The following is a 25,149-nucleotide window of genomic DNA, read 5'->3' as shown; positions in this document are numbered from 1 at the left end:
GGGTAATCGCGATCCTGGCGACGGTCATGCTGGTGGCCGCCGCCTGCTCGGGTGACGACGCGCCGTCCGACGTCTACGGCGCTGCGCGCGCGACAGTCGGGGAGGCGTTGGCGATTCTCGGCTGGAACATGTCGGTGGCCAACCTGCGATTCGACGCCGACCACGTCCTCGTCGACGTGGATGCCGCGCCGGCACAGGAGGATTCGACCCCCACCAAGCCCGAGGACGTCCGCTTCGGTCTCTACGGCGCGCTGGCGCATCCCATCGAGGCGCCGGCGGTGGGCAGCTGCGAGGACGTGACCGACCTGGGCGTGCAGCCGGTGACGGCGACGCCCGACCGGATCACCGGCACCGTGTGCCTCGGCCCGCTGCGCGACCAGTCCCAGGTGCGCGGTGTGTACGCGTATTCGCCACGCGAGCGGATTCCCGGCAGCACCGTGGCCTACCCGGCGGCGTTTCCCGTCGGACTGCTGCCGACCGGCGACAACGACACCGGCCTGAACCTGCGCACCACCAGCCTGGACGCGTTCCGCGCCGACGGAGCCCGGATCGAGCCGCCCGCGCTGGGGGATCCGACCGCGTTCGAAGGGCAGGGCTACATGCTGATGGGTCTGCAGGCTGAGGGGGTGGCCGAACGCTACCGCGACGAGTCCGCTTCCCGTGGTGGACCGTTGATGATTCTGGTCGGCCCCACTCTGCCCGGGCGTGGACTCAGCCGCGCGTGCAGCACCTACGGATCGTCGGTGCTGGTGCTGCCGGAGGCCTCTCGAGATGCTGTGCAACTCAATGCTTCTCTGTGTACCCAGGGGGAGATCAATCAGGCGCTGCTGTACGCCACCGTGTCGGTGGTCGGCACCCGCGCCGGGCTGTGGACGCTCGATGAGCGACGCTGATCTTCCCGGTCCCACCGAGTGGGGCGAGGGCAACGGTGTCGGGCCTTGGCAAGGCGCGTTACCCGACGATCCGCGCCTTGATCCGGATCTGTTGCGCGACGGGGACTCCCGCAACGTCGTCGACGCCTACCGGTACTGGACACGCGAGGCGATCGTCGCCGACATCGACACCAGACGGCACCCACTCCACATCGCGATCGAGAACTTCGGCAACGACGCGAACATCGGTGCGGTGGTGCGCACCGCCAACGCGTTCGCCGTGGACACCGTCCACATCGTGGGGCGTCGCCGCTGGAACCGCCGGGGCGCCATGGTCACCGACCGCTATCAACGGCTGCGTCACCACGACACCACCGCTGAGCTCCTGGCCTACGCTCAGCAGGAGGGGTTGACGGTGGTCGCTGTGGACAACGTCCCGGGTGCGGCCCGGATCGAGCGGACCGCCCTGCCGCGGGCCTGTCTGATGATCTTCGGCCAGGAGGGCCCCGGTATCACCGAGGACGCGAAAATCGGTGCGGCGTCAACGGTTTCGATCGCGCAGTTCGGTTCCACCCGTAGCATCAATGCCGCCGTCGCCGCCGGCATCGCCATGCACGCCTGGATCGCTCAGCACGCCGACCTCGGCGCCGCCTGGTAACCGGTTGTCGCGCAACAACACCCACACCGCCACCGCCGACACGAGCATCAACGCCGCCCCGGCGCCCGCGGCGATCGACAACCCGCTGGTGAATGCTTCCCGGGCCGCGGCCAGCAGCGGTTCTGCCTGCACCTCAGGCAGTTTAGCGGCCTCCTGCGTCGCGGCTGCCAACGATTCCCGGGCGTGGGCGGCGACGTCGGCCGGGACGCCGGCAGGCATCGTGAGCCCGCGGTAGACGGCGGTGACGATGGAGCCGAGGGTGGCGATCCCGAGCGCCATCCCGAGTTCGTACGCGGTCTCCGACACCGCGGCAGCAGCTCCGGCGCGCTCTTTCGGCACGCTGGCGAGGATGGCGTCGCTGGCGACGGTGAACGCCAGGCCCAGTCCGACACCGACGAAGAACAAGGCCACGCCCAGGGGCAGGTAGGAGGTGTCGGGGCGGATCAGTGCCAGCGTGGCCATCGCCACTGCGACCATCGCCAGCCCGGAGGTCAGCACCGCGCGGGGAGTGAACCAACGCAGCGCCAGGCCGGCCAGCACGCCGAAGACCGTGGCGGTCACCGCGGCAGGCAGCTCGGCCAGGCCGGCCTGCAGCGGGCCGTATCCCTTGACCAGTTGGAAGAACTGGGACAGGAAGAACACCAGGCCCGAAAGCCCCAGCACCGTGAGCAGATTCGCGCCCACCACCCCGGAGAACGCGCGATTGGCGAACAGCCGGACATCGATCAGCGGACTGGGCAGGTGCAGCTGGCGCCGTACGAACCAGACCAGGGCCCCGACACCGACGACAGCGGCAGCCGCCACTTCTGCGCTCAGACCGTGCGCGGCGACCTCTTTGACTGCGTAGACCACCGCGAGGATGCCGACCATCGACAACCCCACCGACGGCAGGTCCCACGGCCCTGGTTGAGGATCCCGGTGCTCGGGCACCAGGATCAGGCCGCCGATCAGCAGCACCAGCATCACGGGCACGTTGATCAGGAACACCGAGCCCCACCAGAAGTGTTCGAGCAGCACCCCGCCCACGACCGGACCCAGGGCGGCACCGGCGGAGAAGGCCGCGGCCCAGATTCCCACGGCCAGGGAGCGTTCCCGGGGGTCGCTGAAGATGCCGCGGAGCAGGGCCAGCGTGGCCGGAGCCAGTGTCGCCCCCGCGACGCCCTGCAGGGCGCGGCCGGCGATCAGCAGTTCGGCGCTCGGTGCGTAGGCGGTCAGCGCGGACACGCCGGCGAATCCGACTGCCCCACACAGCAGGAGCCGTCGGTGGCCGATCCGGTCGCCCAGGCTGCCCATGCTGATCAACATGCTCGCGAGCACGAACGAATAGATGTCGCCGATCCAGAGGATCTCGGTGCCCGTGGCGTCCAGGTCGCGACTGATGAACGGGGTCGCCAAGGCCAGCACGGTGCCATCGATGCCGATGAGCAGGACTGCCAGCGTGAGGACGCTCAACGCGGCCCATCGGCGGGTCATGCGGTGTGCACTCCGTTCAGCAGTAGCTCGACGATCATGTGGTGGAAGTCGCGGGCGGCCACCCGGCCGTTCTGGATGGCCCACCCGGCTCCGGCCACCAGGTTGTAGAACGCCTCGGTCAGCCAGGCCGCCGACATGTCGGGGCGGAACTCGCCGCTGCGCTGACCGCGCTCGAAGAGAGCGCTGACGGCGGCGTCGGCCTCGGCCCAGCCCTGCAGCCAATCCTCGACGTCGAGCTCCTGAGCCTGGCTGTACAGCAGGGCCAGGAACGGTGCCACCGGTTCACAGGCCGCAACGAGTCGGCGCAATGCGTCGGTGGCCGAGCCACTGTGCAGGTCCGCGCTGTCTAGTGCGCGGCGCATCTCGGCGATCGCGAACTCGTCGAGCGCGGCCAGCAGCGCCGGCTTGCCCGCGAAGTGGCGGTGCAGGGTGGCTCGGCTGACCCCGACGGCGGTGGCGATCTCGTCCAGCGTGGCGTTGGGGCGGCGGCCCAGGAAGTCCGCCGCAGCCCGCAACAGGTGTTCACGCCCGACGGCCATGAGACGAGAATAGACCGAATGAGACAAAAACGTCTCATCCGGACCGCGTGACCAGCCACCGAACCAGCGTCAAGTGCGGCAGGATCAGACGATGGAGCAGATGTGGGCCAACCGTGCGGCCAGCGCCGAGGCCGCGATCACCGACCGCCACCTGCGGCACCTCTGGTACCTCCCCGGCACCCAGCTGGGCGTCGTCGCCTGGCCACCCGCCGGCGGGCACCGCCGGTTCGGAAAGTGGCACTACTGGTGGCAGGCCCATCTGCTGGACAACCTCATCGACGCGCAGTTGCGCGACCCCACGCCGGAACGGCTGAAATCCATCACCCGCCAGATCCGCGGGCACCGCCTCCGCAACCTCGGCCGGTGGACCAACAGCTACTACGACGACATGGCGTGGCTGGCACTGGCGCTCGAACGAAGCGACCGACTGGTGGGAGTGCGCCGCCCGAAGGCGCTCAACACACTGGCCGACCAGTTCCTCACCGCGTGGGTGCCCGAAGACGGCGGCGGTATCCCGTGGCGCAAGCAGGACCAGTTCTTCAACGCCCCCGCCAACGGACCGGCCGGCATCTTCCTGGCCCGCCACGGAGACCGGCTGCGCCGCGCGCAGCAGATGGCCGACTGGATCGACGAGACGCTGATCGATCCCGACACCAAGCTGGTGTTCGACGGCATCCAGGCCGGGTCGCTGGTGCGCGCGCAGTACACCTACTGCCAGGGCGTGGTGCTGGGGCTGGAAACCGAGCTCGCCGTGCGGACCTCCGACCCGCGGCACCGGCAGCGGGTGCACCGACTGGTCGCCGCCGTCGCCGAGCACATGGCGCCCGACGGGGTGATCCGCGGCGCGGGCGGCGGCGACGGCGGCCTGTTCCACGGCATCCTGGCCCGCTACCTCGCGCTGGTGGCCACGGCGCTTCCGGTGGCCGGCCCCGAGGACGACGACGCCCGCGAGACCGCGCGCGCCCTGGTCACGACGTCGGCACGGGCAGTGTGGGACAACCGCCAGACCGTCGAAGGCGCACCGCTGTTCGGCGCGTTCTGGGACCGACCCGCTGCGCTCCCGACGGCCGCGGCGCGCGACGCCGAATCGGTCGACGGTGCGGTGAACTCGTCGGAGATTCCCGAACGCGATCTGTCGGTGCAGCTGTCGGGGTGGATGGTTCTGGAAGCGGCGCACGCCGTCGCAGACGGCACGTCCGGCCCGAGTGTGACCGCAGGTGAGCGTGACTGACCGACCCGCCCAGCGGGGTTTCCCGCTGCTGCCGTCCCGTCTCAACCGGGGAAGCAAGGCCACCAGGACCACCGATAACACCGCCGCAGCGCTGCTGCTGGCCAGCACCGTGGTGGCCATCGCGTGGGCCAACTCGCCGTGGGCCGCGAGCTACTGGGCGCTGCTGGACACCCACGTCAGCGTCGCGGTCGGAGACCAGCACTTCGACATGTCGGTCAAACACCTGGTCAACGACGCGCTGATGGCGTTCTTCTTCTTCATCGTCGGCCTGGAGGTGACGCGCGAGTTCACCATCGGCGAGCTGACCGACCGGTCCCGCGCCGCGGTCCCCGTGGTCGCGGCAGCCGCCGGACTGATCGTCCCCGCGATGGTGTTCCTGGCGTTCAACCCCTCCGGTGAGAACGCCCACGCCTGGGGCGTGGTGATCTCGACCGACACCGCGTTCCTGGTCGGTGCGCTGGCGATCATCAAACCGATGTTCCCGGCGCGGGTGCGGTTGTTCCTGCTCACCCTGGCGGTCGTCGACGACGTGGGCGCGCTGTGTGCCATCGCGCTCTTCTACTCCGACAATCTGCGGGTCGGTCCGCTGCTGGTGTCGGTCGGGTTGATCGTCGCGCTGGTGTTGGTGCGCAAACTGCCCGGAGTGCGTGGGCCCGCGTATGCCGTCCTCGGCGTCGCGCTGTGGATTGCCTTGTACCTGGCCGGCATTCACCCGACGTTGGCCGGCGTCGCGGTGGCGTTGTCGATTCCGGTCTTCACTCCTGAGCGTCGCCCGGTGGAGCGCGCCGTCGAGCAGATCCGCGCCTTCAGCCAGTCCCCGAACTCGCACTACGCCCGTGCGGCGAGCCGGTCGCTGCGGGAGTCGATCTCGATCAACGAGCGGTTGCAGATCTCGGTCGGGCCGGTGGTCTCGTTCGTGATCCTGCCCCTGTTCGCGTTGGTCAACGCCGGCGTCCGGCTCGACGCGCAGACCCTGGCTGCGGCGTTCCGATCTCCGCTGACCTGGGGTGTGATCGCCGGGCTGGTCGTCGGCAAGTTCGTCGGCATCACGGGCGCCACCTGGCTGATGCGGCGCACCGGACTCGGTGTGCTGGCTCCGGGCCTGTCCCTACGCCGGGTGGCCGGCGGCGCGGCGCTGTCGGGCATCGGGTTCACCATCTCACTGTTCATCGTCGACATCGCGATCGCCGATCCCGAGCGCCAGGACGAGGCCCGCATCGGTGTGCTTGCCGCCTCCGCGCTGGCGTTCGGGTTGGGCTGGTTGATCTTCCGGATCACCGACCGGCTCAGTCCGCCGGAACCGGTGGGGCTCAAGCTCCTGCGGCCGGTGGACCCGGAGCGCGACCATGTGCGCGGCAGGGCGGACGCACCGCTGGTGCTGGTCGAGTACGGCGACTTCGAGTGCCCGTTCTGCAGTCGGGCCACCGGCATGATCGACGAGGTGCGCGCCCACTTCGGCGACGACCTGCTCTACGTGTGGCGGCATTTTCCGCTCGAACGCGCGCATCCACGCGCCTTCGACGCGGCCCGCGCCTGCGAAGCCGCCGCGTTGCAGGGCCGGTTCTGGGAGATGGCGCGCGAGCTGTTCGGCCACCAGGAGGACCTGGAGTGGTCGGACATGTACCGCTACGCGGTGGCCGTCGGCTGCGACATCGAGCGCTTCGACCACGACGTGCGGGTGCACTCGTCGAAGGTGCTGCACCGGGTGACCGACGATGCCGACGATGCCGAGGAGATGGATTTACACGCCACGCCCACGCTGTTCGTCAACGGGGTGCGGCACCGGGGGCCCTGGGATGCGGCCAGCCTGATCGGGGCGCTGGAGGCCGCGCGACGTTAGGCGGTCGGTTCGGCGGCTTCACCCGCCGCGCGAGCGGTCTTGCGCCGCTTGTACCACTCGAAGGCCATCGGCAGCACCGACAGGATCACGATGCCGATGACGATCGGCTCGAGGAGTTTCTGCACCATTTCGAAGCGTCCGAGCCAGTAGCCGAGGACCGTCAGGCCCACACCCCAGACCACGGCGCCGACGGCGTTGTACACCGTGAACACCGCATAGTTCATCTTGGCGGCGCCGGCGGTGATCGGTGCCAGGGTGCGCACGATGGGGACGAAGCGGGCGATGACGATCGCGAACGGGCCGCGCTGCTCGAAGAACAGGTGGGCCTCGTCGAGGTACTTCTGTTTGAGGAACCGCGCGTCGGGCTTGAACATGGTGGTGCCGATGTTGCGGCCGATCCAGTAGCCGACCTGCGCGCCCAGAACCGCCGCGATCGGGATGAACACCAGCAACTGCCACAGTTCGAAACTGGCGGGCACGGTGCCGTCCTGAGCGGCGGCGGCGGTGCCCGCGGCCAGCATCCCGGCGACGAACAGCAGCGAGTCGCCGGGCAGGATCGGGAACAGCACGCCGGATTCGACGAAGACCACGAGCAGGAGGCCGATCAACGCCCAGGTGCCGAAGTAACCGAGAAGGTTGATCGGGTCCAGAAAGTCCGGCATCAGGGCGAGGGTGTCGACGACCACGGCTCCCAAGGGTACCGGCGCTTACAGTGAATTATGTCGATGCACCGAGCCGTCCATGTCGCCTCTGCCAACGCGCCGCTGAGTCTGGTCGAGGTCGCGACCGAGTCACCGCAGCCCGGCCACGTGCGCGTCGCCGTCGCCGCGTGCGGTGTCTGCGGCACCGACCGGGAGTTCTACGCGGGGCACTTCCCGGGTCTGCAGTGGCCGATCACGCTGGGCCACGAGATCGCCGGCACGGTGGCCGAGCTGGGGGAGGGTGTCTCGGATTTCGCGGTCGGTGACCGGGTGGCGGTCGGTTGGTTCGGCGGCAACTGCAACCGCTGCGTGCCGTGCCGACGCGGCTTCTTCATGCAGTGCGAGAACCTGCAGGTGCCCAGCTGGCACTATCCGGGCGGGTACGCCGAGTCGGTCACGGTGCCGGTGACCGCGCTGGCGCGGATCCCGGACGGGTTGTCGTTCGTCGAGGCCGCGCCGATGGGGTGTGCGGGTGTGACTACGTTCAACGGGTTGCGGCAGACACGCGCGAAGGCCGGCGACGTGGTCGCTGTGCTCGGTGTCGGTGGGCTCGGCCACCTCGGCGTGCAGTTCTCCCGTGCGATGGGCTTCGAGACGGTCGCGATCGCCCGGGGGTCGGGCAAGGCCGAAGAGGCCGCGCAGCTCGGGGCGCACCACTACATCGATTCGACCGCGCAGGACGTCGCAGCGGAGCTGAAGAAGCTCGGGGGTGCCGCGGTGGTGCTGGCCACGGCCAACAATGCCGCCGCGATGGCGCAGACGGTCGCGGGGCTGGGGCCGGCCGGTGAACTGGTCGTCGTCGGGGTCACCGCCGAGAACCTGCCGATCAGCCCGCTGGATCTGATCACCTCCGGACTGTCGGTGACCGGTCATCCGTCGGGCACGTCGCGCGACGTCGAGGAGACGCTGCACTTCGCGCTGCAGACCGGGGTGCGGGCCATGGTCGAGGAGCGCCCGCTGGCGCAGGCCGCCGAAGCGTTCGCCGCCATGGACGAGAGCCGCGCGCGCTACCGCATGGTTCTCACCATGTGAGGTCGCCGGTTTCCTGGGATACTTCGGTATGCCGATCGCGACACCCGAGGTCTACGCCGAAATGCTGGGCCGTGCCAAAGAAGGCGGGTTCGCGTTCCCCGCGATCAACTGTGTGGGGTCGGAATCGGTGAACGCCGCGATCAAAGGCTTCGCCGACGCCGGTTCGGACGGCATCATCCAATTCTCCACCGGTGGTGCGGAATTCGCGTCCGGTCTGGGAGTGAAGGACATGGTGACCGGGGCGGTGGCACTGGCCGAGTTCGCCCACGTGGTCGCGGAGAAGTATCCGGTCACCGTGGCGCTGCACACCGACCACTGTCCCAAGGACAAGCTCGACAGCTACGTGCGCCCGTTGCTGGCCCTGTCGGCCGAGCGGGTCGCCCATGGCGGCGACCCGCTGTTCCAGTCGCACATGTGGGACGGCTCGGCGGTGCCGATCGACGAAAACCTCTCCATCGCAAGGGAACTACTCGACCAGGCAGCCGCGGCGAAGATCATCCTGGAGGTCGAGATCGGCGTGGTCGGCGGGGAGGAAGACGGCGTGGAGGCCGAAATCAACGACAAGCTCTACACCACGCCCGAGGACTTCGAGAAGACCATCGACGCCCTCGGCGCCGGTGAACACGGCAAGTACCTCCTGGCAGCCACATTCGGCAATGTCCACGGCGTCTACAAGCCGGGCAATGTGGTGTTGCGCCCGGAAGTCCTGGCCCAGGGACAGCAGGTCGCCGCCGCCAAACTCGGGCTGCCGTCGGACGCAAAGCCCTTCGACTTCGTCTTCCACGGGGGCTCCGGATCGCTGAAATCCGAGATCGAGGACGCGCTGCGCTACGGCGTGGTCAAAATGAACGTCGACACCGACACGCAGTACGCGTTCACCCGGCCCATCGCCGGGCACATGTTCGCGAACTACGACGGGGTGCTCAAGATCGACGGGGAGGTCGGCAACAAGAAGGTCTACGACCCGCGCAGCTATCTTAAGAAGGCCGAGAGTTCGATGAGCGAGCGAGTGGTCGAGGCATGCAGGGATCTACACAGCGCAGGCAGGAGTGTGACGGCCGGCTGAGCTGGCCGGGGGCCCGGTTCGTCCGGGGGACACGAGGGGTGATGTGGCAGGGATCGTAGACGTCGCCGCGGCGGCCGGAGTGTCGCCCACGACCGTTTCCCATGTCTTGAACAACCGCGGACGAATCGCGGAACAGACCCGCGCGAAGGTCCTCAAGGCTGCGCGACAGCTGGGCTACCAGGCCAATGTCCACGCCCAGCAGTTGGTGACGCGCCGAAGCCGCATCATCGCGATCCAGATGCCGCATCTGGGCCAAACCGGTGGTCCGTCGCTGCCGCACTCCGCGTACTTCCTCGATGTCATCAACGGTGCCGCGGCCGCAGCCGACCACCTGGGCTACGCCCTGGTGGTGTCTCCATCCGGCGGACGGGCCGGCATTCTCAACGGGTTCTCCATCGACGGGGCGATCATCGTCGACCCGCAAGCCGACGAGCCGGCGTTCGAGGCCAGTGTCCCGGTGGTGGTGATCGGGGCGTCCGAGGAGACCGGCGACGTCCTCTGGGTGGACAACGACCATGTCGCCGCTGCGCGGGTAGCGCTGGACCATTTCGCCGGCGCCGGGCGGCGCCGGCCGGCGTTGCTGACCGACCGCACGCGACGGCCCTATGTCAACGATGTGGTGACGGGATATCGGACGTGGGTGGCTGAGCACGATATCGCGGAAACGATTGTGGCCGTAGGTTCGCCGGAGGATTCCGCGTGGTATGACGAGTTGGCGCGGTTGTTGGCCGCGCCGATCGACGCGGTGTACACCAGTTCCGACGACTTGGCTCTGGCATTGCTCGACGCCGCATCGCGGTCCGGTGTGCGAGTGCCCGACGACCTCGCGATCGCATCCGCGGTCGACGGTAGGCCCTTGACGTTGACGAGCCCGCAGATCTCGGCCACCAATCTGTTCCCGTTCCGGACCGGGGAGACGGCCGCAACCCTGCTGATCGAGCACCTCGAGGTCGAGTCCGAATCCCTGCCGGGCAAGTTGATCCCGACGGAGTTCCTGGTCCGGGCGTCGTCGTCGCCGACAAGCTGACGCCGCCATAAGTCTTTTTATGTGATGTGCTTGACAGCGTGAACGGTTCGTGACTACGGTCACAACCAGCACAGCCAAAACCATTTGGCAGCTGGCGGAGATGTCCGCAACTCCTCGACGACTCGCAGGTCAACGCATGCAGACACATGCCAAAACGTTTTGTATCGGAGGGTGATGTCCACAAAGCGCGAACGCGCCAACCGCGCGGCGATCGATGCGCTGCTGGCGGCAGATCCAGTTCTCGTCGGTGTCGAGAGTGCGCAGACGGCGATGGGCTTGCCGCCGTCGACGGTGCTCACGTCTGGCCCCACCATGCCTTTCGGCTCGTACACGGGCGGTCAGCGGGCCGCGATCATCGGCGGCGCACTGTACGAAGGCATGGCTGCCGACGAGGCGGCGGCAGTAGCCGCGTTCGAGCGCGGTGAGTTGACCGTGCGCGGTTGCCAGGAGTTCGGATGTGTCGGGTCGCTGGCCGGCGTCACCACCGCGTCGATGCCCGTTGCGGTGGTGGTCGATGACAACACCGGCGACCGGGCGTACTGCACACTTTATGAAGGCGACAGCGCGGACCGCCTGAACTACGGCACCTATTCGACCGCCACGCGCGACAACCTCGAAGCACTGCGGTTGCGGGTGGCGCCGGCGCTGCACGCCCTGGTCGCCGCGCAGACCGAACCGTTGCGGCTCAAGCCGATCATGTCCCGGGCGCTCACCATGGGCGACGAACTGCACAGTCGCAATGCGGCAGCCACACTCCTGTTCCTGCGGCGATTGCTCAGTGGGGCAAAGCAGCTCGGTCAGGAACTCGAGCACGCACTCGATGTGCTCTGCGACGACTACTTCTTCCTGAGGTTGTCGATGGCGGCGAGCAAAGTGATGGCCAATGCCATGCGCGGCTACGAGGGTTCCAGCGTGGTCACCGCAATGGCATTCTCGTGCAGGGAATTCGGCGTGCAGACCTCGGGGACGGGCGACACCTGGTTCACCGGACCTCTTCCGGTGTTCGAGGATTACCGCATCGATTCCGGCTACAACGTCGACGACATCGAGTTCATGGGCGGAGAGAGCATCATCACCGAGGTCGTCGGACTGGGTGGCCTCGCGCAGGCAGCCGGCCTCCCCCTGCAGCGTTCGAGTGGCGGCGACGTCGCGCTGATGATCTCGAGAACCACCGCGATGTACGACATCACGGTCACCGAGAGTCCGGACTTCCTGATTCCGGTATTGAACTACCGTGGCGCCCCGCTGGGGTTGGACGTCGAGAAGATCGCCCACGCAGAAGGCGTCACACCGTACCTGGACATCGGGATAGCGGGTCGGTCGCGTCGTCAGATCGGCGGGGGAGTGGCGAGGGCGCCCGTGGAGCCGTTCCGGCACGCATGGGAGGCGCTGAGAGCCGGGTAGGCCACCGACACCGAAGAACCCCGTGGTGCAGGGATCCGCACCGAAGTGATCAGAACCTTTGAGTAACTCCATGTATTCCGTTGACCTTGAAGGAAATCCGTATGCACGAAGAAATAACCCAGCGCAGGGCTGAGCCGTCGGCGCCGATGCTGGACGTCGTCGGGAAGGTCGAGAGTTTCGGGATCGAGTACATCCCCGAAGAACATCGGCATTCCCGGCCGAGAAACCTGTTGTGGATCCTGTTCGGCGGGAGCATGACGTTCGGCATCATCGTCATCGGCTGGGTGCCGGTGTCCCTCGGCCTGGGGTGGTGGGCATCCGCGAGCGCCATCGTCGTGGGATCGGCGATCGGAGCCACCCTGATGGCCCCGATGGGGCTGCTCGGGCTCCGCAGCGGAAGCAACAACCCGGTCGCCAGCGGCGCACACTTCGGAGCCCTGGGGCGGATGATCGGGTCGGCCCTCGGCATCACCGCCGATATCGTCTTCGCCGCACTGTGCATCTGGGCTGCGGGCGAAGTGCTCGCCCGCAGCGTGGTCCGCATCTTCGGCGTCGAAAGCCAAGCTGTCACAGTGGCATTGCTGGTCATTGCCTACGCGCTGGTTGCGATCGTCATGACCGTCATCGCGGTGATGGGACACGCCAACATGGTGACGTTCACGAAGTGGATGGTGCCCACTGCCGGGTCCATCATGATCCTGTACATCTTCGTCGCCTCGGAGAACTTCGACCCCAGTTATGCAGGCGGCGACTACGCATTGGGCAGCTTCTGGCCCACGTGGATCCTGGGCATGCTGGCCTGTGCGGGCACCGTCAACTCGTACGGCCCTTACGTCGGTGACTGGACGCGGCACATCTCGACGAAGAAGTACCCGCCTCGGAAATCTGTGACAGCAGCCTGGCTGGGTGGCTTCTTCGGCATGGGCGGGGCGTTCATGTTCGGGGCGTACACCGCGGTCACGTTCAAGGACCCACTCAACGCCTACGCCACCGAGTTCGCCAACAACGTCCCCTACTGGTTCCTCTTCTTCGCGTTGTATCTGGCCTTCATCCCGGGGACCGCGCAGGCCGTCATCAACATCTACAACATGGGACTGGACTTCTCGTCGATCGTCCCGGGGCTGAGCCGGGTGAGGGCGACGATCTACCTGTCGATGCTGTCGACCGTACTGGTGTTCATCGGCGCCTTCTATCAACAACTCTCGGCGATCGTGAGTTCGTACCTGGCCATCCTGATCGTGCTGGGCGCACCGTGGAGCGTCATCAACCTGATCGGCTATTTCAACAACCGCGGCTTCTACGATCCCGACTCTCTGCAGGTCTACAACCGCGGCGAGATGGGCGGGCGCTACTGGTCCTCGATGGGCATCAACCACCGCGCCGTGCTGGCATGGGCTTCGGCGGTGACGATCGGCCTGTTGTTCGTCAACACCGGCTGGTATGTCGGCCCCGGTGCTCGACTGTTCGACGGTGCGGACTTCGGCTTCATCGTCTCCACCACGGTGGCCGCAGTGGTGTACTTCGCGTTCCTGAAGTGGAATCCCGAGCCGGCCTACACCTTCGGTCCCAAGGGCGCGCGAATCGCGAGCGCTCCGCCGTCGAAATATGGCGACTTCATGCCGATCCAGCCGATGGACATGACCAAGGTCCGGTTCCGGATCGGCTGACACGCAAGGGGTGGCCGTCACCCCATCAAACCCAGTTATCCGCGTAACAAGAGAGAAGGAAACGAAGAAACATGGACACACTCAACGCAATCGACTCGTCGCACAGGGACAAGGCCAAGGAACTCGCTGATGCCGGTGTCCGCTACGTGACGGCATCCTGGGTCGACGTCTTCGGTCGGAACCGGGCCAAGAGCCATCCCGTGAGCTTTCTGCCGGAGTTGATGGCCGGATTCGCCAGGTACACGCCTCGTGGCATCAACGGAATCGGCATCATGGACCCGGTCGAGGAGGAGGTCACGGCGCTGCCGGATCTCGACACCCTGACCGTCCTACCGTGGGACACCCGCTTCGCGTGGATGGCGGCCGACATGTGGTCGGACAAGGGTGAGGCGTTCTCGCTGTGCCCGCGGTCGATCCTGAAGAAGCAGATCGAACGGGCAGCGGCGCAAGGGTACCGGTGCACTCTGGGCATCGAGCCCGAGTTCTACGTCTACCGTCCCGACGACGTCACCTCCGCCGGCTTCGGCGCCCTGACGTCGACCGGCGACATCGAGCCCAGCCCTGCCTACGATGTCGAAACCGCCTATGACGTGGCGGATTTCCTCGACGATGCGGTGTCGACGATGGAGAAGATCGGGTTGCGGGCTTTCGCGTTGGGAGCCGAGGGCGGTGTCGGTCAGTTCGAGATCGACTTCTACTACAAGGACCTGCTCGAGATGGCCGACCGGATCACGCTGTTCCGGTTGATGATGCATCAGGTGGCCAAGAAGCACGGCCTTGCCGTCACCTTCATGCCAAAACCTTTTGCCAACCTGTGGGGCTCCGGAGCCCACTTCAACATGGGTCTCTACCCGGTGGACGGCTCGGACAGCAGCGTGCTTCGACTCGGCAACCCGGAGATTCCCGGCGAGGAGGAATGGTCCAAGGAGTCGAAGTATTTCGTCGGTGGGCTCCTCAAGCATGCTCGCGCGCTGACCGCCATCACCAACCCGCTGGTCAACTCCTACAAGCGGTTGACTCCGCGGCTGGTCGACGGATCGGTCTCCTGGGCTCCCATCAAGATCGCCTACGGTCCCAACAACCGCTCGTGCATGATCCGGTTGCCGGAGAACCGGCCGGCCATCGAGGTGCGCAACCCCGACGCATCGGCCAACGTCTACCTTGCCGGTGCCTTCCTGCTGGCGGCCGGACTCGACGGCATCGCCAACGAGATCGATCCGGGTCCCGAGGTCACCGAGTTGGCGTCGGAACGCGCCGAGATCTCCCGGCTGCCAAGGACTCTGCTCGAGGCCATCGAAGCGTTCGAAGCAGATGAGCTGAGCCATGAGGTGTTCGGCGAGGACTTCATCAAGGACTATGCCGAGACCAAACGGATGGAGTGGGAGAAGGACCATCTGCCTGTCGGGGATGCCGAGCGGGCCGATCACCTGGCCTACTACTAGGCCTTCGGCTGAGCAGTTGACCTCGTCCTGAAGTACGTGGATCTGGCCGGGTTCCACGAAGACGCGATGGTTCGCGTCTTCGTGGGCCCGGCCGGATCTGCGCCGGGCGTGACTACGGGTAGCAACGGGTAGGAAGCGGTGCATCATGACGGCGATTGCCGAAGACTGGCTCAACGGCCTGGTGGACAAGGTGCGGCCCCATCTGGGGGCCGGGAAGGTGTCGACATATCTTCCTGAACTGCGACAGGCGAATTCCGGCGATCTCGCCGTCGCGGTAGATCTCGGGCAGGGATGCCTGCGCACGGCCGGCAACGTCGACGCGAGGTTCACGGTCCAGAGCGTGGTGAAGGTGTTCACGCTGTTGCTGGCGTTGCACTTTCGCGGTGAGGAGCAGGTGTTCGCTCGCGTGGGGCGTGATCAGGCGATCGGGTCGTACGACTCGCTGGAGACGTTCATTCGTGGATCCGGCGTGCCGGTGAATCCGTTCGTCAACGCCGGTGCCCTGGTCGTCGTCGACATGTTGCCCGGTACGGGACCCGACGAGCGGGTGGGCGAGGTTCTCGAGTTGGTCCGGGCGTTGACCGGCAATCCCGGAATCACGTTCGACCAGAGCACCGCGCGGTCCGAGTTCGTGCTGGCCGAACGGAATCGCGCGCTCGCCTACTTCCTGCGCAGTCAGGGCCTGATCTCGACCGAGATCGAGGAACTCCTCTGGGCGTATTGCCAGGTGTGCGCGATCGAGGTCGACGTGGTGGATCTGGCGCGCGCGGGCTACGTGCTGGCGGGCGGAGCTGATGTGGCGTTCGGGGGTCGGCTGCTCCGCGCCGACCATGTCCGCCTGGTGCGCCGGCTCATGCTGTTCGCCGGGATGTACGAAGCCTCGGGTAGATACGCCTGCGAAGTCGGCATCCCCGCGAAGTGCGGGGTGTCGGGGGCGATGATCGGGGTCGTTCCGCATCGCGCGGGCGTCGGAATCTACGGTCCCGCGCTCGACGAATGCGCGAACAGCATCGGGGGTCTGCGTCTGATGCGGCTGCTGGCTCAGGCGCTGGACGTGGAATGAACCGACCCGGAAGTCAGTCGCTCTGGCAGATCTTCCACTGGTCGTCGTGGAACTGAAGGTCGAAGCTGCGGGTGGACCGGGTCTGCGGGTCTGAGGCAATGAACGTGGTGACGTTGGCTTCGGCATGGTCGCCGTTGACGACGATCTGGTCGACACTGGCCACCACCGGATACTGCTTGGCCGCGGCGACCCGCTGATGGATGTCGGCCCACCGTTTTTCGTCGTACTCGACGTAGCTGTCGCGTTTGGTTCCGCAGGTGATGCTGCGCAGTGTGGCCAGGTCGCCGTTCTGCACCGCGGAGTCGAAGTTCTGGATCGTCGTGCGGACCTGTTCCTCCTGTGACGTGCCCGACACGCCGCCGCGGGTCAACAGGATGGTGCCGAGGATCGCGACGACCGCCAGCGCGGCGATGATCACCACGATCGCAGCGACCCATCCCCAGTGCCGCTTCTGCTTGGGCGGCGCGGGCGTCTCGCCACGCGGCGGAATCACCTGCGGTCCAGCGTTTTTCTGGCTGGCGAACACTTCGGTGGCGGGCTCTTGGGGGCGATTGATGATCTGCGTGGAGCCGGCGTCGAACCCCGACGGCGCGGTGAAGCGTCGTTCGCCGGGGTCGGACGGGTCGTCCTGGCCGGGGGACTGCGGTGCGCTGAAGACCTCGGTCGCGGGCTCGTGGTCGGGGTCCGGCTCCGGCAGTACCTCGGTTTCCGCATCACCGACCGCGTCGGCGCCCTGCGGCACCTCGTCGGCGGGTTTGTCCGGATGCTCCGGCCCAGTGGGGTTCGACATCGGTGTTGCGGTCCTCCCTAACGACGCTACGGCCGAAGCTTAGCCATCCGCGGTGACGAACGCCCGCGCCCGCACGGCACAATGAGGCCATGACTCGGATGGGTGATCTCCTCGGACCCGAACCAGTGTTGCTGCCCGGTGATCCCGACGCCGAAGCGGAGCTCGACGCGGCGGAAAGTCCGGCCATCGTGGCCGCGGCGCATCCGTCCGCCTCGATCGCCTGGGCCGTGCTGGCGGAGCAGGCCCTCGACGAGGACCAGGCCGTCACCGCGTACGCCTACGCCCGCACCGGCTACCACCGGGGGCTCGACCAGCTGCGCCGCAACGGCTGGAAGGGTTTCGGCCCGGTGCCCTACGCCCATGAACCCAACCGCGGGTTCCTGCGCTGTGTCGCGGCACTGGCCCGCGCCGCGGATGCCATCGGTGAGACCGACGAGTATCAGCGCTGCGTGGACCTGCTCGAAGACTGTGATCCGGCCGCGCGGTCGGCGCTCGGGTTGTCCTGAGCTAACGCTTCTGCGTCTCGCACTCACAGTCGCCGGCCGCGTCGGGCGGTTCCACCTGAACCGTCGAATGCTCGAGCCCGTGGGCGCTGAGCACCGCGCGCGCGTCGTCGAGTACCTCCGCGGAGTCGCGCTTGCTGGTCAGGTGCGCGGTCACCATGTCCTTGCCCGGCACCAGCGTCCACACGTGCAGGTCGTGCACGCCGGTGACGCCGTCGACCGCGCACAGCGCCCGGTGTAGCTCCTCGACGTCGATGTGACTGGGCGAGGTTTCCGACAGGATCCGCAGCGCGGCGCGGGCCAGGGAGATCGCGCGCGGCAACACCCACAGTGCGACCAGAACCGCGACGACGATGTCGGCGTACGGCCAGCCGGTGGTGACCGTGACGACCCCGGCGATGAGCACCCCGATGCTGCCGACGGTGTCGGCCAGCACCTCCATGTAGGCGCCCTTGACCGCGAGGCTGTGCTCGGAGTGCGACCGCAGCAGCAGCACCACGATGAGGTTGGCTGCCAGCCCGGCCAGGGCGACCACGATGAGCGGCACCCCGGGCACCTCGGGCGCGTCGCCGATGCGGTCGAGGGCCTCGTAGAGGATGAACGCGGCCATGGCCAGCAGCAGGCCGGCGTTGGCGACCGCGGTGAACACCTCGGCGCGGTGCCAGCCGTAGGTACGGGCGGGGGAGGCGCTGCCGTGGCGGGCCAGCAGAACCGCCGTGAGCCCCATGAAGATCGCGACCAGGTCGGTGAGCATGTGGCCGGCGTCGGCCAGCAACGCGATCGAGTTGATCGAAAGCGCGGTGATCAGTTCGACGAGGAAGAAGACGGTCAGGACGATCGCCGCGAGCACCATCCGGGAGATCCGGGCGTCGGCGTGGCTGTGGTCGTGTCCCGCACCCATGCCGGCCAATATATGCATATTTCCGCATATATGGCAAGGTTCGGGCAAGGTGCCGCGGCTACAGCCAGGCCGACCAGAACCTGGTCAGCGCACCCCCGACCGACGACAGTTGCGCCGGCACACCGGAGAGGTCGAACACCCAGTACACCGCCGAGAAGAACCACTGATTCAGCGGCGGCGCCAGCAGCAGCACCAGCAGGATGACGAACCCCCACTGCTTGGCCGGAGCCACCGCGCGCCGGTTCTCGGCGCCCAGATGCGGTTCGAGTGCGCCGTAACCGTCCAGCCCCGGAATCGGCAACAAGTTCAGCAGTACCGCTGTCACCTGCAGGAATGCGAGGAACGCCAGGCCGGCCCAGAACACCGCGTGCGCGGGGTCGAACAGCACCCGGGTCGCGACCAGCAGCACCACACCCAGAACCACGTTCATCGACGGACCCGCCAGGCTCACCACCGTCTGCTGGCGCTGCGTCATGCCCGCGGTCTGCAGATACACCGCCCCGCCGGGCAGGCCGATCCCACCGAGGGCGATCACCAGCACCGGAAAGCCCAACGACAACAGCGGATGGGAGTACTTGCGCGGGTTGAGCGTCAGATAACCCCGCACCGCGACGTCACGGTCACCGAACCGCCATGCGCTGTAGGCGTGCCCGAACTCGTGCAGGCACAGCGACACCACCCAGCCACCCAGAACCAGGACGAAGACCCCGGCATACGCCAGCGGCTGCACCCGGTCGCCGCACAGCCATGCCGCCGCCCCGCCGGCAACCGTGGCCGTCACGAGCAACCAGAAGATCGGGCTCGGCCGCACCGAGCGCCGCAGGGGTTGCGCGTTCACGAGCCGAACCGCATCCCGGATCGTGTGGTCGGCACCCGCATCCAGCCCTGGATGTGCCGGTAGAACGTCGATCGGCGTACCGCCCGCTTGCCCGGTTCGCCGTCGCGCACGACGAGGGCGCCGGTTGTGCCGAGCTGGGCGGCCCGGCCCGCCACCCACCGCTTCGGTCGCCAGCGGCCCCGCCACACCGTGGCCCGCAGCCCGGGCAGCGTCGTCGTCGGTTCGACACGCACCGCGACGCAGGCGCCGTCGAACAACCGGTGATCGTCGACGATGGCCTCGCCGAGGATGGTGTTCTCGCCGTCGGGCGGTAACCAGTACGCGGCACGGGTGAGCACGGCGGCCGTCTCGTCACGGATCAGCGGGGTGCGTACCGCTTCCCCGCGGCGCGCCCGGCGCGCCTGCCACCAACGGCGCACGTGGGCGACTTCCACGTCGAGCTGCTCGGCGCGCAACAGCTGCCTGAGCACCGCGCCGAGGTCGGCGTGAGAACCGACGACGATCACGCGGCGGCACGTCACGACGTCGTCGATGTGGTCCAGAACCGGCAGATCGCGCAACGCTCGCGGGACCTGGTGGTCCGCGCCGCACCACACGGCAATGGGAGAGGAGTCCACGCTGCTCCTTGGCAGGGCCGGGAATCAGATAAGGTAGCTCACCGGCTGCACACATTATCGAGGGCAGAATGCTCGGAAGACAGCGGGAGACGACGCATGCCGGCAATCGTCCTCATCGGCGCCCAATGGGGCGACGAGGGCAAAGGGAAGGCCACTGATCTGCTCGGTGGTCGCGTCCAGTGGGTGGTCCGTTATCAAGGCGGCAACAACGCCGGACACACCGTGGTGCTCCCGACGGGAGAGAACTTCGCGTTGCACCTGATCCCCTCGGGCATCCTGACCCCCGGGGTGACCAACGTGATCGGCAACGGCGTGGTGGTCGACCCTGGCGTGCTGCTGACCGAGTTGCACGGCCTGGAGCAGCGCAACGTCGACACCGAGCGGCTGCTGATCTCCGCCGACGCCCACCTGCTGATGCCGTACCACGTTGCGATCGACAAGGTCGTGGAGCGCTACGCGGGCAGCAAGAAGATCGGCACCACCGGGCGCGGGATCGGCCCGTGCTACCAGGACAAGATCGCCCGCATCGGTATCCGCGTCGCCGACGTTCGGGACCCGAACGTCCTCGCCGAGAAGATCGAGGGCGCCCTGGAATTCAAGAACCAGGTGCTGGTCAAGGTCTACAACCGCAAGGCGCTGGATCCGGCCGAGGTGGTCGACAACCTGCTCGAGCAGGCCGAGGGGTTCAAGCACCGCATCGCCGATGCCCGGCTGCTGCTCAACACCGCGCTCGACAACGGCGAGACGGTGCTGCTGGAGGGCTCCCAGGGCACCCTGCTCGACGTCGACCACGGCACGTATCCGTTTGTCACGTCGTCGAACCCGACCGCCGGTGGGGCGTCGGTGGGTTCGGGCATCGGGCCCACCCGCATCACGACCGTGCTGGGCATCCTGAAGGCCTACACGACCCGCGTCGGGTCGGGACCGTTCCCGACCGAGCTGTTCGACGAGCACGGCGCGTACCTGGCCAAGACCGGCGGCGAGGTCGGCGTCACCACGGGCCGGGCGCGGCGCTGCGGATGGTTCGACGCGGTCATCGCCCGCTACGCCACCCGGGTCAACGGCATCACCGACTACTTCCTGACCAAGCTCGACGTGCTGTCGAGCCTGCAGACGGTGCCGATCTGCGTCGGCTACCGCGTCGACGGCAAACGCACCGACGAGATGCCGATGACCCAGACCGACATCGCCCGCGCCGAGCCCATCTACGAGGAGATGCCCGGCTGGTGGGAGGACATCTCCGGCGCCCGCGAGTTCGAGGACCTGCCCGCCAAGGCCCGGGATTATGTGCTGCGGCTGGAAGAGCTTGCCGGCGCACATGTTTCGTGCATCGGCGTCGGCCCGGGCCGCGACCAGACCATCGTGCGACGCGACGTGCTGGCGGCCAGGTGAGCGACTACGGCCTCGACCCGCGCCGCGCTGACCCCGACTACGACCGCCATGGCGGGTTCCCGGTGTTCGAGCCGGCCGAGCCCGGTCCGGGTTTCGAACGGTTCCTGACGGCGATGCGCCGCGCGCAGGACCTCGCGGTGTCGGCCAACCCCGACAAACAGACCTGGGACCGCGCGGCCGACCTGGTCGAGGAGCTGGTGGACCTGCTGGCGCCGCACGAAGCCGGCGAGGGGGTCGGCCCGGCCAACCGGGTGCCGTCGCTGCCGGGAGCCGGCAGCCTGCTGATGCCGCCGTACCGCGTGACCAAGTTCGAGGCCGACGGCGTCGAGCTGGAGGTCGAATTCAGCCGGTTCTCCGTGGGCGGCAACAAAGCTGTGCACGGCGGCGTGCTCCCGCTGCTGTTCGACTCGGTCTTCGGCATGGTCATCCACGCCACTGGACGGCCGATCAGCCGCACCGCGTTCCTGCATGTGGAGTACCGCAAGGTCACCCCGATCGACACGGTGCTCACCGCGCGCGGCTGGGTCCGAGAGGCCGAGGGGCGCAAGGCGTTCGTCAACGCCGAACTCCGCCACCCGGACGGCAGCCTGCTCGCCGAGGCGAACGGTCTCATGATCCGCCTGCTGCCCGGCCAGCCGTGACATTCGATGGAAAAGGGCTTCCGCGAATTCTTTCGGATCTGGTGGCGGCAGCCGTTTGACTTCGATTGGACCGCAAGGCATCTGCGTGCCCGCGGCCTGCTGCGGGTGCACCAGGTGTTCATCGGTGCGTTCGCGCTGCTCTACGGGATCACCGCGGCGCTGACAGTCTCCGGCGGCCTGCTCGAGGGCGGCCCACCGGGTGGTCGCGTCCTGGTGCTGTCGATCGCCCTGAGTTCGGCGGCGCTCGGCGTGCTCTGGATCCTCGGGCCGTGGCCCACGCGCGGACAGTCGGCGGCGTTCACCGTCTACGCCGACTTCGCGGTGGTCGCGGTGATCGTCTGCTGCGGCGACGCCTTCACCGCGATGCCCGGTCTGGCGCTGCTGGCCGCCAACGGGATCTACGTCGTCGTCGTCCACGGGCCGCGGGCGCTGCTGGCGCATCTCCTGTTCACGATGGCCGCGTTCGCCTACACCTACGGACTGGCGTTGTGGCAGGGCACCGCGTCGCCCGAGGTGACCACGGTGCGGCTGTTGGTGCTGTTGCCGACCGTCGTGGGCGTGCAGGTGATCGTGCAGTCGTACCTGCTGGCGCTGCGCATGGGCGCGGTCGACGCCCTGCACGATCCGCTGACCAGGCTGTACAACCGTCGCGGCTTCGACAACGACGTGGTGGAGCTGGTGCCGACCGGCAGCGGACGCATCGGGGTGCTGGCCATCGACGTCGACAAGTTCAAGGCCATCAACGACACCTACGGCCACGACGCCGGCGACCGGGTGCTGGTGGCGGTGGCCGACGCGGCGCGCGCGGCCGTGTCGGACGCAGGTGTGCGGTCGGTGACCGCACGCACCGGCGGTGAGGAGTTCGTCATCGTCGCCGACGCCGAGCCACCGGAGATGGCGCTGCTGGCCCAGCGGCTCCACGACGCGCTGGCCGACACCGCCACGGACGTGGTACCCACGACGGTCAGCGTCGGGGTGGCCTCGATGCACCTCGACGGCCACGACGTGCGTCAGGCCGTGCGGCGCCTCGTCGAGCGCGCCGATCAGGCGATGTACCGGGCCAAGAGCGCGGGCGGCAACCAGACGGTGATCGCCGACCCGATCACCGCGGTCTGAGCGCGGCGGTCAGTCCTCGAATCGAAGTGCGTTGGCCGGGCACAGGTTGATCGCATCGCGGGCATGATCGATCGACTCGCCGGTCACCTCGGGCGTCAGCACCACCACGATGCCGTCGTCGTCCTGGTCGAAGACCTCGCCGGCCACCATCACACAGTTGCCGGCCTGGATGCAGAAGTCCCGATCTGCTGCCACCTTCATCCGTTGCTCGGAATCCATGTCTTCCCCCGCGCAGTCGCCGTCACAAGATGACCTTCAACGATGCCAGACCCTAGATCAACGGGCTGATCCGGTCAGCGTAGGGCAGGCCACCACACCTTCGGGCCGATCAGCGTGAACAGCGCCGGGATGATCACGGTCCGGACGACGAATGTGTCGAGCAGGATGCCCAGGCCCACGATGATCCCGATCTGGGTCAGCACGATCAGTGGCAGCACGCCGAGCACACAGAACACCGACGCCAACACGATGCCGGCGCTGGTGATGACGGCGCCGGTGGCCGACACCGCGCGGACGATGCCGTCGCGGGTGCCGTGCTCCGGGGTTTCCTCGCGGGCACGCGTGACCAGGAAGATCGTGTAGTCCACGCCGAGCGCGACCAGGAACAGGAACGCGAACAGCGGGGCGGTGACGTCGAGTGCGGGGAACCCGAACATGTGCACGCTGGCCCAGCCGCCCAGTCCGAGCGCGGCCAGCGAGCTCAGCACCGTCACGGCGACGAGGATCAGCGGCGCCAACGCCGATCGCAGTAGCACGTAGAGCACCGCGAGCACGACGAGCAGGATCGCCGGGATCACCACGGTCCGGTCGTGAGCGGCCGCGGCGGCCGAGTCGCGCGCCTGCGCATCCGAGCCGCCGACCAGCGCCGCCTCGTCGGCGGCATGGACGTTGTCGCGGAGCGCGTCGATGGTGTCGAACGCCTCGTCGGAGGCCGGTTCGGCGGCCAGCACCACCGACCACTGACTCAGACCGTCGGGGGAGGTGCCGGCGGGACTGGCCGACACGACACCGGGGGTGTCCTCGATGGCGCGCTGTACCGCCTCGGCGCGGTCGGTCGAGGCGATCACGCGGGTCGGGTCGGTCACCCCGCTGGGAAAGTGATCGGCCAGCCGGTTGTAGCCGTCGACCGATTCGGCCTCGACGCGGAACTGTTCGGTCTGCGACAACCCGATCGGGGTGCCGAGCATGCCCGTGCACAGAACTGCGAGCGACCCGATCGCCACCGCCGAGACGACGGCGGGCCGGCGTGCCACCCCGGACGCGATGCGGTGCCAGATCCCGGTGTCGGTCAGGGCTTTCGCGCCCACGCGAGGGATCATCGGCCAGAACAACTTCCGGCCGAAGACCCCGAGCAGGGGGGGTAGGACCAGGAGCACGAACACCGCCGCGACCACCAGGCCGGAGGCCGCCTGAACGCCCAGGCTGCGGGTGCTCGGCGACGTCGCCAGCAACAGCGTCAGCAGTGCCAGCACCACGGTGGCGTTGCTGGCGATGATCGCCGGCCCGGCTCGGCGCACCGCGATGTCCAGCGCCTCCCAGTGAGATTCGCTTCGGCCCAGCTCTTCTCGGTAGCGCGAGATCAGCAGCAGCGCGTAGTTCGTGCCCGCGCCGAACACCAGCACGCTGGTGATGCCCGACGTGGACCCGTCCGGCGTCATGCCGATCGCCTCGGAGATGCTCGTGCCCAGGACCGCGGCCACCCGGTCGGCGAACCCGATCACCAGTAGCGGCACCAACCACAGCACCGGCGAGCGGTACGTGATGATCAGCAGCAGCGCGACCACGGCGGCGGTGACCGCGAGCAGCGTGAAGTTGGCGCCCGAGAACGAGTTTGCGATGTCGGCGCCGAAAGCGGGCCCGCCGGTGACCTCGGCCCGGAGGTCGCCGGGCAGTCCGTCGTCGGCTGCCGCGCGCAGCTCCTGGACCTTGTCGGTGAGGGCGAACCCGGACAGTTCGGTGGTGAGCGGGACCGTCACCACCGCAGCCTCGCCGTCCTCGGAGAACACCGGCGGCGGTCCCGCCGGAGGGGCTTCGGCGGCGGCGAACATGCGCGCGCGAGCGTCGTCGACGGCAGCCCGGTCAGGCGGCGTCAACCGATCCCCGTCCGCGCGTGTGACGACCAATATTGCGGGTACCCGGTCCCCGCCCGGGAACGCCGCGCGAGCTGCGTCGGCCCGCGCGGACTCGGCATCGGGGGGAACGGCCACGGGGGATTGCTGGCCGGAATCGCCGCCGCCGAGCAGTCCCATCAGCACTGCGGACAGGACGGCGATACCCAGGGCGATGGCCCAGGAGAAACGGCGCGACATCCCACCAATATTTCAGATAATTAATCA

At 67.9% G+C, this 25,149-nt stretch carries 24 protein-coding genes; 15 read left to right on the top strand and 9 right to left on the bottom strand.

What is annotated here, in order from left to right; translation table 11 throughout:
• The first annotated feature begins 26 nt into the window (after positions 1–26).
• Positions 27–893 (top strand): hypothetical protein, encoded by an 867-nt coding sequence (locus ACQI46_RS03710; RefSeq protein WP_427092801.1) that lies wholly within the window; start codon positions 27–29, stop codon positions 891–893.
• Positions 880–1,530 carry a TrmH family RNA methyltransferase gene (locus ACQI46_RS03705; RefSeq protein WP_427092567.1) on the top strand — a complete coding sequence of 217 codons (651 nt, stop codon included), beginning with the start codon at positions 880–882 and terminating at the stop codon, positions 1,528–1,530. Before ACQI46_RS03710 ends, ACQI46_RS03705 begins: the two co-directional genes overlap by 14 nt.
• Here the strand turns inward: ACQI46_RS03705 and ACQI46_RS03700 are convergent.
• The gene (locus ACQI46_RS03700) at positions 1,414–3,003 is read right to left on the bottom strand and encodes an MFS transporter (RefSeq protein ID WP_427092566.1); all 1,590 of its coding nucleotides are present in this window, start codon (positions 3,001–3,003) and stop codon (positions 1,414–1,416) included. The genes ACQI46_RS03705 and ACQI46_RS03700 overlap by 117 nt on opposite strands.
• Positions 3,000–3,542 (bottom strand): TetR/AcrR family transcriptional regulator, encoded by a 543-nt coding sequence (locus tag ACQI46_RS03695; protein WP_427092565.1) that lies wholly within the window; start codon positions 3,540–3,542, stop codon positions 3,000–3,002. Before ACQI46_RS03695 ends, ACQI46_RS03700 begins: the two co-directional genes overlap by 4 nt.
• Before the next feature lie 91 nt (positions 3,543–3,633).
• On the opposite strand from ACQI46_RS03695, the gene ACQI46_RS03690 reads away from it, so the two are divergent.
• Both ACQI46_RS03690 and nhaA read left to right on the top strand, forming a co-directional pair.
• Positions 3,634–4,773: a glycoside hydrolase family 76 protein gene (locus tag ACQI46_RS03690; protein ID WP_427092564.1), complete on the top strand. Its 1,140-nt coding sequence runs from the start codon at positions 3,634–3,636 to the stop codon at positions 4,771–4,773.
• Entirely contained in the window at positions 4,766–6,613 is a 1,848-nt protein-coding gene (gene nhaA, locus ACQI46_RS03685; RefSeq protein ID WP_427092563.1) for a Na+/H+ antiporter NhaA, read from the top strand. The genes ACQI46_RS03690 and nhaA overlap by 8 nt, the downstream gene beginning before the upstream one ends.
• Here nhaA and ACQI46_RS03680 read toward each other — a convergent pair.
• Positions 6,610–7,275: a DedA family protein gene (locus ACQI46_RS03680; RefSeq protein WP_427092800.1), complete on the bottom strand. Its 666-nt coding sequence runs from the start codon at positions 7,273–7,275 to the stop codon at positions 6,610–6,612. The genes nhaA and ACQI46_RS03680 overlap by 4 nt on opposite strands.
• A 57-nt stretch (positions 7,276–7,332) precedes the next feature.
• Here ACQI46_RS03680 and ACQI46_RS03675 point away from each other — a divergent pair, with 57 nt between their 5' ends.
• From ACQI46_RS03675 to glsA, 7 genes are all read left to right on the top strand, one after another.
• Entirely contained in the window at positions 7,333–8,346 is a 1,014-nt protein-coding gene (locus ACQI46_RS03675) for an alcohol dehydrogenase catalytic domain-containing protein (protein ID WP_427092562.1), read from the top strand.
• A gap of 28 nt (positions 8,347–8,374) precedes the next feature.
• Positions 8,375–9,412, top strand: a complete 1,038-nt coding sequence (gene fbaA, locus ACQI46_RS03670; protein WP_427092561.1) for a class II fructose-bisphosphate aldolase — start codon at positions 8,375–8,377, stop codon at positions 9,410–9,412.
• A 43-nt stretch (positions 9,413–9,455) separates the two neighbouring features.
• On the top strand, positions 9,456–10,439 hold the full coding sequence (locus tag ACQI46_RS03665; protein WP_427092560.1) for a LacI family DNA-binding transcriptional regulator: 984 nt from the start codon (positions 9,456–9,458) through the stop codon (positions 10,437–10,439).
• A gap of 174 nt (positions 10,440–10,613) precedes the next feature.
• Positions 10,614–11,843 carry a DUF1116 domain-containing protein gene (locus tag ACQI46_RS03660; protein ID WP_427092559.1) on the top strand — a complete coding sequence of 410 codons (1,230 nt, stop codon included), beginning with the start codon at positions 10,614–10,616 and terminating at the stop codon, positions 11,841–11,843.
• Positions 11,844–11,944: 101 nt separating this feature from the next.
• Positions 11,945–13,510: a purine-cytosine permease family protein gene (locus tag ACQI46_RS03655; RefSeq protein ID WP_427092558.1), complete on the top strand. Its 1,566-nt coding sequence runs from the start codon at positions 11,945–11,947 to the stop codon at positions 13,508–13,510.
• A 71-nt stretch (positions 13,511–13,581) separates the two neighbouring features.
• On the top strand, positions 13,582–14,952 hold the full coding sequence (locus ACQI46_RS03650) for a glutamine synthetase family protein (protein ID WP_427092557.1): 1,371 nt from the start codon (positions 13,582–13,584) through the stop codon (positions 14,950–14,952).
• 145 nt (positions 14,953–15,097) lie between these two features.
• Positions 15,098–16,015, top strand: a complete 918-nt coding sequence (gene glsA / locus ACQI46_RS03645) for a glutaminase A (RefSeq protein ID WP_427092556.1) — start codon at positions 15,098–15,100, stop codon at positions 16,013–16,015.
• Between the two features lie 13 nt (positions 16,016–16,028).
• On the opposite strand, the gene ACQI46_RS03640 is transcribed toward glsA, so the two are convergent.
• Positions 16,029–16,805, bottom strand: coding sequence for a DUF4878 domain-containing protein (locus tag ACQI46_RS03640; RefSeq protein ID WP_427092555.1), 777 nt, complete (start codon positions 16,803–16,805; stop codon positions 16,029–16,031).
• Positions 16,806–16,894: 89 nt separating this feature from the next.
• Between ACQI46_RS03640 and ACQI46_RS03635 the strand changes: the two genes are divergently transcribed.
• The gene (locus ACQI46_RS03635) at positions 16,895–17,311 is read left to right on the top strand and encodes a DUF3151 domain-containing protein (RefSeq protein ID WP_427092554.1); all 417 of its coding nucleotides are present in this window, start codon (positions 16,895–16,897) and stop codon (positions 17,309–17,311) included.
• A 1-nt stretch (position 17,312) separates the two neighbouring features.
• On the opposite strand, the gene ACQI46_RS03630 is transcribed toward ACQI46_RS03635, so the two are convergent.
• Genes ACQI46_RS03630 through ACQI46_RS03620 form a run of 3 tightly spaced genes read right to left on the bottom strand, consistent with a single transcriptional unit; the run spans position 17,313 to position 19,664 of the window.
• Complete coding sequence (locus ACQI46_RS03630) at positions 17,313–18,209, bottom strand: cation diffusion facilitator family transporter (protein ID WP_427092553.1); 897 nt, start codon at positions 18,207–18,209, stop codon at positions 17,313–17,315.
• A 58-nt stretch (positions 18,210–18,267) separates the two neighbouring features.
• Positions 18,268–19,047, bottom strand: coding sequence for a site-2 protease family protein (locus ACQI46_RS03625; protein ID WP_427092552.1), 780 nt, complete (start codon positions 19,045–19,047; stop codon positions 18,268–18,270).
• Positions 19,044–19,664 (bottom strand): peptidase M50, encoded by a 621-nt coding sequence (locus ACQI46_RS03620; RefSeq protein ID WP_427092551.1) that lies wholly within the window; start codon positions 19,662–19,664, stop codon positions 19,044–19,046. Before ACQI46_RS03620 ends, ACQI46_RS03625 begins: the two co-directional genes overlap by 4 nt.
• 96 nt (positions 19,665–19,760) lie before the next feature.
• Here ACQI46_RS03620 and ACQI46_RS03615 point away from each other — a divergent pair, with 96 nt between their 5' ends.
• From ACQI46_RS03615 to ACQI46_RS03605, 3 genes are read left to right on the top strand one after another with little or no spacing between them, the layout of a single operon-like run.
• Positions 19,761–21,056 carry an adenylosuccinate synthase gene (locus ACQI46_RS03615; protein ID WP_427092550.1) on the top strand — a complete coding sequence of 432 codons (1,296 nt, stop codon included), beginning with the start codon at positions 19,761–19,763 and terminating at the stop codon, positions 21,054–21,056.
• Positions 21,053–21,697, top strand: coding sequence for a PaaI family thioesterase (locus ACQI46_RS03610; protein WP_427092549.1), 645 nt, complete (start codon positions 21,053–21,055; stop codon positions 21,695–21,697). Before ACQI46_RS03615 ends, ACQI46_RS03610 begins: the two co-directional genes overlap by 4 nt.
• A 6-nt stretch (positions 21,698–21,703) precedes the next feature.
• Entirely contained in the window at positions 21,704–22,813 is a 1,110-nt protein-coding gene (locus ACQI46_RS03605; protein WP_427092548.1) for a diguanylate cyclase, read from the top strand.
• Between the two features lie 9 nt (positions 22,814–22,822).
• On the opposite strand, the gene ACQI46_RS03600 is transcribed toward ACQI46_RS03605, so the two are convergent.
• A complete protein-coding gene (locus ACQI46_RS03600; RefSeq protein WP_427092799.1) occupies positions 22,823–23,014 on the bottom strand; it encodes a ferredoxin in 192 nt (63 codons plus the stop codon).
• A gap of 92 nt (positions 23,015–23,106) precedes the next feature.
• Entirely contained in the window at positions 23,107–25,122 is a 2,016-nt protein-coding gene (locus ACQI46_RS03595; RefSeq protein ID WP_427092547.1) for an MMPL family transporter, read from the bottom strand.
• Positions 25,123–25,149: the final 27 nt, after the last annotated feature.

Source organism: Mycobacterium sp. SMC-4 (genome assembly GCF_050205565.1).
In the GTDB taxonomy this organism is placed as follows: domain Bacteria; phylum Actinomycetota; class Actinomycetes; order Mycobacteriales; family Mycobacteriaceae; genus Mycobacterium.
This window is presented reverse-complemented; position numbering and strand designations above follow the sequence as displayed.